The organism is Pedobacter sp. HMWF019 (assembly GCF_003061025.1).
In the GTDB taxonomy this organism is placed as follows: domain Bacteria; phylum Bacteroidota; class Bacteroidia; order Sphingobacteriales; family Sphingobacteriaceae; genus Pedobacter.
Genome location: NZ_QAIL01000439.1, coordinates 1 through 10,385 on the forward strand (window position 1 = coordinate 1; position 10,385 = coordinate 10,385).

Consider the following 10,385-nt stretch of genomic DNA (forward strand, 5'->3'; position numbering starts at 1 on the left):
TTGGATACGATTTTCTTTCTCGTGACATAATTTCTGTTAAGTTACCAAATTCACTTAACTTGCTGTCTACTCAAAGGTAGCAACTCCAACTCCATTTAGCAGTTGATTAATTCTGGATATCGTAAGCAGATCCTGATAATGAATTAAACACCCACTATCATACAATTCAAATTGATCCTCAAAAGGCAGACTTTCAACATTTTCCACACCTAGTAATTTAGCAGGATTAAATATTCCATTGATCAGTTCCCGATCTAAATCATTACGATTTTTGGAAAGAACATAGGCAATTCCCAAAAAAGAATCTTCAAATGTAACATAACTTTTAGCAGACGACATATCAAAAGACACGTCATTACCCAAATTTTCTAATTGGATAAAGGTAGTCCGCGATATCCGATATAAGGTAGCTGATTGGCTCATACAGTTAATTTTAGATAAAAAAGTTATTATTTGGATAGACATAAAGTTAACAACTTAATTCCTTTTCATGAGCACATCATACTTTAATTCGACTTACAACTTTAGCAAGGAAAGCTCCTCATCTATTACGCCAACAACTTAATTTTTCACGATATTAGCTTAACTAGATCACTACCATCCACTATGAAACTGATCCTTTTTATCCAGCTTTGCTTAATTACCTCCTTTGTTTTCGCACAAGACAGCCTACAAACCACTCACAAAGAAGGTTATAAAAAATGGACAAATTACAAAACAACACCAAGGTTCAGCTTAGGTTTACAAAAAGCCTTCTATGCAGAACTGGGTATAGCAAGACACCAGTACATGTATAATGATCTGGGATACGCCGCTAAAGCTTACTACACAGCTCTAGAATACATTCCTATTTTTAATTCCAGTACAGACAAATCCGTCTATGGTCTAAAGCTTGGCTATGAATTAAATGTCCGGATCCTGGCCCTTGGCCTGGAAGGCAAATACCAAACAGATTTTAAGCAGAATGATTTTGTGATCACACCAAAACTAGGCCTAGGAATCATGGGAGTTATACATATATTTTACGGATATAACATCTCTACAAATGGAAGTCCTTTTCCCAAAATTGGACATCATCAATTCTCTTTGGTTTGCAACCTGAATAAGAAAGCCTTAAAAAACGAGAGTTGGTAATAAAACCTCAAATGAAATAGGTTGATCAATCCAGGTAATAATGCTTAATTGTATTCAGTCCCTCATCCAGCTCATAAACCCATGGCGTAGCCGTTGGGATCTCCAGTTTAATTACATCTTCATCTGTTAAATTATCCATGTATTTAATCAACGCACGTAAACTGTTCCCATGTGCACAGATAACCACTTTTTGATTTTTTCGGATCACCGGTAGAACAATTTCGTTCCAGAAAGGCAGTACCCTGTCCATCGTTTCATTCAGGTTCTCAGTAAGCGGTATTTCACGTTCAGTCAGGTCTTTATAACGCAAATCATAAGCAGGATAACGCTCATCATTCTTAGTGATCGCAGGAGGATGTTCGTATGGGTCACGGCGCCATTTCTGCACCTGTTCAAGCCCGTATTTGACAATAGCCTCATCCTTGTTCATCCCTTGCAGAGCACCATAAAAACGTTCATTTAACCTCCACGATTTAGTTACCGGTATCCATAGATGGTCTAACGCTTCCAGCATACAATGCAAAGTCTTTATAGAACGCTTTAATACAGAAGTAAAGCCATAATCGAAGTTATAACCGTGCTTCTTTAACAATTCTCCGGCCCGTTTAGCTTGTTGAAATCCTTCTTCACTTAAATCAACATCCGTCCAGCCTGTAAAACGGTTTTGCAGGTTCCAGACGCTTTCTCCATGGCGTATTAAAACAACTTTTTGCATATAGCAATATAACACTAAAATTAGCTTACTTGTTTGTACAGCAACAATTCCAACTATTTTAATTCACATTGACCCAACCCGTTAATGCACAAATAAATCATTGATTTTAGCATGCTGAGATGTGTTGCTTACCTTATATAACTCCGTTAACAAATCTGAGGCAACAGGCGGCGGATTGGGATAAGTATGCTTTTGCAGCAGATGCTTCAATGCTTTATTAATGTTTTCTTCACCAATTAAATCAGTCAGCTTATACATCACCAATATTCCTTTATCATAATAAAGATGGGTATCTTCCGGTTTCACCTTATATAGTGGCGATTCTTTTGTAAATCCGCGTTCGTTCAGGTAAATATTTTTATGGACTGCTAACTTTTCCTGAACTGCACGAGCGCTCAGATATCGTCTTGCCAGCATCAATTCAGTATACATAGCCAGGGTTTCAGTCAGTAACTTTGACCCTTCCCGCTCATCAGGAGCCAATTGACCATTACCCCACCACTGGTGAGATAGCTCATGGGCGGCAAGTTCATTGATCACATCCTGACCCTGGTCAGTGTTCAAGTTATCGTGAAAAAGCAAATGTTCGGTCATGAAAATTGTCGCCGGATAGGCCGTACCTGCAAACCCATCAGTAAACGCAGACACCTCTGCAAAGCGGATGGTTTTATAAGGATAGGGACCAAAATTTGCCTGGCAATAATCCAAAGTCCTTTCTGCATTTTTAATCAGGTGTTTTACATTTTCGAAGTGCTTACTATCATAATAAACCTGTACATCAATCCCTTTATAATAAACTTTTTGCACCTGATAATTCGCAGCCGAAATCCCAAACCGGAATGGAACGGGCATTCCAGATAGATATTGAAAATAATTCCGGTCTTTTGACTGCCATAGACGAGCTAAATTACCTACACCAATCACCGTTTGACCAGTTGGAGCAGAAATGATCATGTCCAGATCAATAAATTCATTCCTACCCCGCGGGGCCTCAAGCTTAAGTAATGACGAAGCATTGCCTAAGTGCCTTTTTCGCCTTTCCGATGGTGAAGAAATTTCCATATCCGTTTGATATCCAAAGCATGGAAAATAATTGCTGATCCGGATAAAAGTGCCATTGCAAACAATAGCATTAAAAGGCTGATGACCCGTAAATCCATTCCAACTATAAGAAAACAAGAAACCAAGAACAGCAGAATCCCCCGGTAATAAAGGCTTTTTAAGCTTTATCATGCCGGTTTTAGTACTTAAAGATTCATTATGGCCACCTGTCTGGTAAGTAACAGACTTGACTTTTAAATTTACATCCCAATTAATCAACAGTTCGCTGATGGGTGTAGCACCCTCATTCTTTAAACGATACCGTCCAGCTACCTGATATGCACGACGATTTGGGTAAAGATCAATTTTAGTTTTCACGCCGAGAACAACCGGCTGGTTGACACCCTTAAATTTACGATAAAACCGCTCGTAGTTCTCACTGTGGTCCAACTCCACATAAGCATTGGCTGATGGGGCTTGTTTATAAATATATATTCCCGTTAGCATACAGACGATAAACGGCAGACTGAGACCAAATAATTGTCGTTTGGATAGTCTGTTTATGCCTTGGTTTACAACTAACCATAATAAAGTGACCAGACTTGCACCATAGAGCATTCTCCATGAAAAGCTATTAAAATAATGGTCCCAGCCATTCATTTCACTGTATCTGGCTGCATAAGGTGCAGCAAATCTTAGCAGCGGATGCGCAATCCCCAAAGACTTTCCGATGGAAGTAACCAATAAAACTAATAGGATACAAGTAGCTATCAAGCCTGTCCATTTACGGTCAATCAAATATTGCAACAGCAGTATAAGTGCAGCACAAATGATCAGGGGAAAATCAATAAGCCAGTACAGCACCAGATAAACTTGCCAATCTATAGGATACCGATAAATAAGCTGGAATATAATACCAGTTACGATGATGATCGCGGTTAATATCACAATGACCATCATAAGAGAAAACCACTTTGATATTAGGAAGATACCCCTTGCAACAGGAGTACTCTTCTCAATCATATCAAAATGGTAAGTTGCGCTTCGCCAATACAACTCATGTGCGTAAAATAAAATAATCAACAACAACAATCCCGGCAAGTTGTAAATAATGCGGTTAGCCATCAGGCCAGTGCTGGCGTATTGTTCTGGTAAACGGATACCCTGGTCAATGCTACCATAAAACTCCATACCTAAATAAAAGACCAAACCAAATGCAATCAGCACAAAAGGGACACTTTTAATCAGCACTTTTAGATCTTGTTTCACCAAACTTTGAAGAGCAAAAAATGGATACATGTACCCCCTTGTTGCACCTAATAGTGGTTTGAAGAGTCTTACCGAGGTTTCTTCCCCAGTTAAAGCCACCTCATTTTTACTATGACTTCCATCGTGAATATGGAACTTAAATCTATAATAAACAATTAACATCAGCAACAAGGAGCCCACCGTGTAAAACAACCGGTTATTTAAAAAGTTACCGGTCAGATAAATCAGAGAGTTATTTTTTTGGGTTACCGTCCAAAGGTTGGTTTGCTGGTAAAAAGCAGAAAGCCCGAAGGGGTCAATTCTTGCCGAAAGATCAAGTGCATCAGAAGACTGGGGCAAGCTACCGGCCATCATTGGTGAGCCAGAATAAGTTAACACAATCAGGTAAATTATATAAATAAACAAACCTGTTAAATAAACCATCAGTTTGTTTTTGACCAGCCAGGCAACCATACTTACCCATACAGCACAAAGCAAGAGATTCGGCAATCCCAGAATTAAAACTGGCTGTACATAAAACCAAATATTAAACTCACGGTAAGCCGATCTTTCATTATCGGCTAAATGACCAAACAGGTATCCTATTATAAGGACGATAAAACAAGTGAGCGATAAAATAAACAAAGCACCAAAGCGGCTGAAAAGATATTTTGCTTTTGTAATTCCCGTAGCGTACAGGATTAGACTGAAACCGGCATCCTGTTCTTTAAAAAGCATTTGCGCAGCCAGTATGGTTGTTGGGAAAATAGTAGTCAGGCTAAGTAAGCCGATCATATTGGCAATACTGTAAGGAGAATTACGGTATATGTCGTTACCGGGGCTAAAAGATAACTTCAGGCCAATAAAAAAACCAGCTGAGAACAGCAAAATAAATGCAATATAAATGCCAGGCTTCTTGAAATAAGTGCCCAGTTCAAATTTCAGTAAGGAAGTCATTTGATTAATTTATTGATGTAAGCAAATGGAAATATACATCCTCCAAAGTAGGTTTTACAGGTTCAAATCCGTGGCCAGGATCATCTTCAGCGTAAATATGGATATAAAGTTTACCCGTATTGAGTTGTGAAGACAAGAGTCGAAACTGTTGCTCATAAGCTAATTTATCTACCTTATTTATGGTTTTTTGCCATAACTTATCAGCCAGAGCACCTATAAAATCGGCAGGCTTTCCTTTTGCAAGAATCTTTCCTTTATTCATTACTGCCATATGTGTACAAAGGTTTTTAACATCTTCAACAAGATGCGTAGAGAGTATAACAATCTTTTCTTCACCAATTTCGCTGAGCAGATTGTTAAAGCGGTTGCGTTCCTCCGGATCAAGACCTGCAGTTGGTTCATCCACAATAATTAATTGAGGATCACCCAGCAACGCCTGAGCTATCCCAAAACGCTGCCGCATGCCACCTGAAAATGTATAAACATCTTGGTGTCGCTGTGAGTAAAGATTAGTTTGGTCTAACAATGCCAATACCTGTTCTTTTCTGGAGGGCGCGTGGATTAAACCTTTTAAAACAGCAATATGGGTTAACAGGTCATATGCCGACACTTTCGGATAAACCCCAAAGTCCTGCGGTAAAAAGCCAAGTAGTTTTTTGACCGATAAAGGATCTTCAATAAGGTTATTGCCATTAAAGCTAATTTGACCAGCATCAGGTTGTTGCAATCCCGCTAATGTTTTCATGAGCGACGATTTACCTGCTCCATTCGGCCCCAGTAAGCCAAACATGCCATTGCGAATCTCCAACGATAAACTATCTAAAGCTTTTACACCGTTCTTATAGGTTTTGGTTAAGTTTTTAATTATTAATGCATTCATAGTAAAATAATTTAGGCAAAATGGTGGCCCTCCCTTACGTTGCCGCGGGCTTAATGAGTTATAATTTCGGTTGATTTTTATTGATCAGCTACATATTCCAGCACATCACCAGGCTGACAATCAAGCGCTTTACAAATAGCCTGCAAAGTATCAAACCGGATACCCTTTGCCTTTCCCGTTTTTAAAATGGAAAAATTAGCAGGCGTCATATCCAGGATCTCTGCCAGCTCTTTGCTTTGCATTTTTCGCTTAGCCAGCATCACATCTACATTTACAATAATGGCCATATTAAAGAATCAAATCATGTTCACTTTGCAAATTATGCCCCTCCTGGAAAATAGCGGCCATAAAGTAGGTAAAAACACCCAACAGCATATGCAGGATAACTAAAATTTCTACAGGAGACTCAATTTTATAAACCACAGAGACTAAAATAGCAGACAACAACGGCAAAACCAGATTACCCAGGTAAAATATCTTGAGCTGACGTATTCCGTAAGCAGTAAATAATTTACTTTGCGTAAATACCGTAAAAACATTGCTCACTAAGAAGAAGAATAGTGTATAAAGCCCCAGTAGCAACAGAAACATGATCATGTATCCATTATTGTATTCACCCAAAAGGAAAGGCAAATGGGTAAAAGGGTAGCAAATCTCGAAACGACTGTTATGGTCAACCAGATTCAAAGACCAGCCGGTAGACAACGCGACCAGAGAAAGTATAAAAGACAACAAGTAGCCAGCAGTCAACACTCTGCTAATCGCTAAAAGTACTTTGGAAACAAAACGAACAGTTTTCATAATAATGCTATTAATTACTGCAATACTACTATTAATTATTATAAAACAATAATTAATCAAAAAAATATTTATTCGCAGTCCTCCTCAGCAATCAAACACCTGCAAGCCTTAATTTAGCTTTTGATATCAATAACTTTAAATCTGGGTTCATATTGACCATCCGTTAAAGCTACAACCTGTTGCCATAATTCTTTCAACAGATCAGCGCTTTCCATTAATTCATAAGCTTGAGTACCAGCCTGACCTAATACTCTATTTATTTTTTCTTCAATTTTTGAGGGTACCCTATGGAAGGACCTTATAATTTGAACTGCTCTTTTGTCGCCCAAAGGATAGGTTTCATTGATGGCAAATAAAGCATGAACCAGATAGTTAACAATTCTTGTAAAGCAACCTACAGTATTGTAAGTATCGCCATTGCTAGCAAAAGATACACATTGCATCAATGTAAATTCGGCAAGCCAAAGGCTGTCGGATAGAACGACTTCCCTTAATTTCGCAGGATAAGGAGTAATCTGCGCTTTCAACCCTTGCAGAATATGGTGCGGATCGAATAAGGCTTTACATACTTGAGTTTCCCCCAAGTAAATGACCGACCTAAATCCAAAAGGCGGTTGCTGATCAAAATTATGTTGCCAAATGCCATTCACAGCATCAGTAATTGTTTGCTGAACCTGGTCAATGTTTCTATAAAGCAAATCTACCTTTCCGATAGCTGTCATTATCCACGACCCTCCATTTACCCAGGGCCCCCATTCATAAAAATCAGTTACAAGAGGCACCCCCGTTACGGAAAAACTACTCGCTATACTTCGAACCTTCTCAATATTAAACGGACACTTTTCTGAGTAATACAACCCTAAGTCCAGATCTGATTTTTCATTAGCAAAACCAGCAGCATGAGACCCACCCAAAACAATTGCAACGATACCCTCTACATTTTTTAGCGCAGAAACTATTGCATCCAACGTAACTTTTTTTTCAAATAATTCAGCTCCCATTCGCTAATCCTCTTTAAACAGTTATTAATAAATTGCAACAAAGGTACAATTCCGATTATCTTTATATTAATTGATAATAAGCAAATTAACCCAAAAACGTTCCTTCTCTTACTAAAGTAGTATAGTTTAAACCTTCACTGTGGGTCGACAAATTAATTATATACTATGAATCGAAAACAGGCAATTCAATTTTATCCTTCATAACATCCTTCTCTTTACCACCAAACAGTTTACCGATTTTCTTAACCAGTGGGCTGGCCAAAATTCCAGCAACTGTATTCACCATTTTTACACCAAACTTTTTCTTCGGGTGTGCAAGCCACGGTACTCCCGGTGGCAGACTTTGAACCTCCTCCACATACGGGCGCATGCGTTTCTCATATGCGATAAATGCGGCCTGATGATTAAGGTGCTGTGATAGCTCTCCTGCAAGAAGATAAGCACCAACCATTGCCAATGAAGTACCCATTCCAGTAAGCGGAGTTGGGCAGTAAGCCGCATCGCCAATCATTCCCGCACGACCCGTAAACCATCTAGGCGCAAGCACCTGGCTTATTCCGTCAAAATACACATCATCATTTTTTTCGATTTCCTCCATTAAACGGGAAGCTTCCCAACCAGCACCCAACAATTTTTCTTTTAAAATTCTTTTCTGTTCCTGACCCGGCAATTTTTCATAGCCCTTGTTTTCAGAAAGAAAACTAAATGATGCCCGCGTAGTACCATGATTATCCGGACGGATCACCATCACCCGCGCTCCTGGTGCAGTATACCAACGCGCCCATTTTGTATCAGTTTCTATTTTAGGTATAGTATACCATGCATTATAAAGTCCAACAAATTTAATTTCAGGTTCATCACCAAAAAGCAACTGCCTTGTGGTAGACCGTACACCATCAGCAGCAATGAGCAGATCAAAAACATCTGTCTCACCATCACTATAAGTCACGTTAACATTTGATTCGTTTTGATCTATTCCCGTAATATATTTATTAAAAATATACCTGACATTATCTTTTGTTTTTTCATATAGAATATTAACCAGATCGCCCCTTAAGATCTCCGCTTCACTCGTAAATCCATCAGAACCATCCCTGGGGAAAGCCGCTTTAACATGATTATCTTTATCTACGAACTGAAGTCCAATCTCTCCAGTATTCGCCGCCAGGATATCTTTTTCAATCCCCATCATTCTGGCAACCGCACGTCCAGCACCCCTTATATCCAAGTTCTGACCTCCAAGTCTTAACGATTTTGCACGTTCTACAACAGTTACATCAAAACCATATCTATCCAGCCAGAATGCCAATGTTGGCCCCGCAATACTAGCTCCCGATATTAAAATCTTTTTATTCACATGCTTCATACACTTAATTTCTTTCAATGGTTTGACCCTTATAATCAAGCTTATCCCTAAGTTCTTCCAGACTTAAATTTCGATAATTAAGAAAGATATCATGATGATGATAATCCAGTTTACGCAACAGGAACGACAAGGAGCTTGTTTCTACAGCAGTAAGATTACCAACAACCACACTCCCTACCAATCCCATTTGCGGCAGTAATTCCGCCACCTCTTTCTTTCCCTTTGCGGTAATTGCAACCAATACGCTTCTCTTGTCGCTTGGATGATCAAACTCTTCAATCAAGCCATGTTTCAGCAATCGTTTGATCACCTCCACACCAGAAGTTTTTTCCATAATTAATTTATTGATCAGTTCGGTCTTGCTTAAAGAAGAATAGGTCATCAGCACAATCAAAAAGGAAAATTCATCGAGCGTATTTATATTACTATCCCTAAGCGCTTTTTTGAAATACACCACTGCATAGCGGTAAATAAAAACCAGCAATCTTGATACTTCTGTATGATCATCCTGGTTCTCCTTAACCCACTGCTCTTCTGTTCCCGCAAGATTTCTGTTCTCTGAAAGTTGACTGCCATGTCTTACATTCAAATAACCCACAAAATCAGCCATCGTATATCCATTTTCACCCGGAAACTGTTGATCAAATTCAAACAAATATTCTACGAGGTCTTGTAAAATTTCTTTCTTACCCATATTAAATAGAATGTTTACGTATCAAATATAACCAATAAAAAACGTAAACATGTATTTATTTATAGGAAAAAACGAGCATTTTATTTAAAAAATATTATTTAAATGATATTATACATAACTTGACATGAAAACTCAGCGATAAAGCAATGAATAATCTAAAAAACATCATTACAGGTTTACAATTTGCATTTGCCATTGCAACCGTCTTAACCTTCGGTTTAGAAATGAACCAGCAGATAGCGTGCATCTCTTTCCTGATGCTGGGTACATTTTTGTTTTTCACTTTTTACCTCATCAGCCTGGATAGAAAATCTTCGGCGAACAAGACCTATCAATTATTAAAAAAACGAAGAAACGATACTACTCGCATCAGAAATGAAGGCGAGCCGGCATTTTAGCTCCTTTACAGTACCTCATACGAACAAGGATAAAGTACTTTTTGCGAACATAGAAACCAGATAAAAGGAAAGCGGGAATGATCTCCGACCACTCCCGCTTAATCTAAATTAACGCTCTCGTATATAAAGACGCTAAACATAGCAGAATAT

At 38.6% G+C, this 10,385-nt stretch carries 11 protein-coding genes; 2 read left to right on the plus strand and 9 right to left on the minus strand.

All coding sequences use genetic code 11. The annotated features are described in order from the left end of the window. Positions 1–66 precede the first annotated feature (66 nt). Positions 67–423, minus strand: a complete 357-nt coding sequence (locus DBR11_RS23310; RefSeq protein WP_108555004.1) for a hypothetical protein — start codon at positions 421–423, stop codon at positions 67–69. A 183-nt stretch (positions 424–606) separates the two neighbouring features. Between DBR11_RS23310 and DBR11_RS23315 the strand changes: the two genes are divergently transcribed. Beyond that, entirely contained in the window at positions 607–1,134 is a 528-nt protein-coding gene (locus tag DBR11_RS23315; RefSeq protein WP_108555005.1) for a hypothetical protein, read from the plus strand. Positions 1,135–1,159: 25 nt separating this feature from the next. Here DBR11_RS23315 and gpmA read toward each other — a convergent pair whose 3' ends face one another. The 8 genes from gpmA to DBR11_RS23355 form a co-directional block, all read right to left on the minus strand. Then, the gene (gene gpmA / locus DBR11_RS23320; protein ID WP_108555006.1) at positions 1,160–1,849 is read right to left on the minus strand and encodes a 2,3-diphosphoglycerate-dependent phosphoglycerate mutase; all 690 of its coding nucleotides are present in this window, start codon (positions 1,847–1,849) and stop codon (positions 1,160–1,162) included. 81 nt (positions 1,850–1,930) lie between these two features. Then, positions 1,931–5,095 (minus strand): M1 family aminopeptidase, encoded by a 3,165-nt coding sequence (locus tag DBR11_RS23325; RefSeq protein ID WP_108555007.1) that lies wholly within the window; start codon positions 5,093–5,095, stop codon positions 1,931–1,933. A 4-nt stretch (positions 5,096–5,099) separates the two neighbouring features. Further along, on the minus strand, positions 5,100–5,975 hold the full coding sequence (locus DBR11_RS23330; RefSeq protein WP_108555008.1) for an ABC transporter ATP-binding protein: 876 nt from the start codon (positions 5,973–5,975) through the stop codon (positions 5,100–5,102). A 77-nt stretch (positions 5,976–6,052) separates the two neighbouring features. Further along, entirely contained in the window at positions 6,053–6,262 is a 210-nt protein-coding gene (locus DBR11_RS23335) for a helix-turn-helix transcriptional regulator (protein ID WP_108555009.1), read from the minus strand. 1 nt (position 6,263) lies between these two features. Continuing rightward, on the minus strand, positions 6,264–6,776 hold the full coding sequence (locus DBR11_RS23340) for a DUF2975 domain-containing protein (RefSeq protein ID WP_108555010.1): 513 nt from the start codon (positions 6,774–6,776) through the stop codon (positions 6,264–6,266). A 113-nt stretch (positions 6,777–6,889) separates the two neighbouring features. Continuing rightward, positions 6,890–7,777: a nucleotidyltransferase domain-containing protein gene (locus DBR11_RS23345; RefSeq protein WP_108555011.1), complete on the minus strand. Its 888-nt coding sequence runs from the start codon at positions 7,775–7,777 to the stop codon at positions 6,890–6,892. A 163-nt stretch (positions 7,778–7,940) separates the two neighbouring features. Further along, the gene (locus DBR11_RS23350; RefSeq protein WP_108555012.1) at positions 7,941–9,143 is read right to left on the minus strand and encodes an FAD-dependent monooxygenase; all 1,203 of its coding nucleotides are present in this window, start codon (positions 9,141–9,143) and stop codon (positions 7,941–7,943) included. A 4-nt stretch (positions 9,144–9,147) separates the two neighbouring features. Continuing rightward, positions 9,148–9,837 carry a MarR family winged helix-turn-helix transcriptional regulator gene (locus tag DBR11_RS23355; RefSeq protein WP_108555013.1) on the minus strand — a complete coding sequence of 230 codons (690 nt, stop codon included), beginning with the start codon at positions 9,835–9,837 and terminating at the stop codon, positions 9,148–9,150. Between the two features lie 146 nt (positions 9,838–9,983). On the opposite strand from DBR11_RS23355, the gene DBR11_RS23360 reads away from it, so the two are divergent. Further along, positions 9,984–10,235: a hypothetical protein gene (locus DBR11_RS23360; protein ID WP_108555014.1), complete on the plus strand. Its 252-nt coding sequence runs from the start codon at positions 9,984–9,986 to the stop codon at positions 10,233–10,235. The last annotated feature ends 150 nt before the right edge of the window (positions 10,236–10,385 follow it).

Bases quoted from the DNA above. Each gene is read 5' to 3' on its own strand.
- DBR11_RS23360 (WP_108555014.1), top strand. From the start codon at position 9,984: ATGAATAATCTAAAAAACATCATTACAGGTTTACAATTTGCATTTGCC.
- DBR11_RS23350 (WP_108555012.1), bottom strand. From the start codon at position 9,143: ATGAAGCATGTGAATAAAAAGATTTTAATATCGGGAGCTAGTATTGCG.
- DBR11_RS23345 (WP_108555011.1), bottom strand. From the start codon at position 7,777: ATGGGAGCTGAATTATTTGAAAAAAAAGTTACGTTGGATGCAATAGTT.
- DBR11_RS23330 (WP_108555008.1), bottom strand. From the start codon at position 5,975: ATGAATGCATTAATAATTAAAAACTTAACCAAAACCTATAAGAACGGT.
- DBR11_RS23325 (WP_108555007.1), bottom strand. From the start codon at position 5,095: ATGACTTCCTTACTGAAATTTGAACTGGGCACTTATTTCAAGAAGCCT.
- DBR11_RS23335 (WP_108555009.1), bottom strand. From the start codon at position 6,262: ATGGCCATTATTGTAAATGTAGATGTGATGCTGGCTAAGCGAAAAATG.
- DBR11_RS23355 (WP_108555013.1), bottom strand. From the start codon at position 9,837: ATGGGTAAGAAAGAAATTTTACAAGACCTCGTAGAATATTTGTTTGAA.
- DBR11_RS23340 (WP_108555010.1), bottom strand. From the start codon at position 6,776: ATGAAAACTGTTCGTTTTGTTTCCAAAGTACTTTTAGCGATTAGCAGA.
- DBR11_RS23315 (WP_108555005.1), top strand. From the start codon at position 607: ATGAAACTGATCCTTTTTATCCAGCTTTGCTTAATTACCTCCTTTGTT.
- gpmA (WP_108555006.1), bottom strand. From the start codon at position 1,849: ATGCAAAAAGTTGTTTTAATACGCCATGGAGAAAGCGTCTGGAACCTG.
- DBR11_RS23310 (WP_108555004.1), bottom strand. From the start codon at position 423: ATGAGCCAATCAGCTACCTTATATCGGATATCGCGGACTACCTTTATC.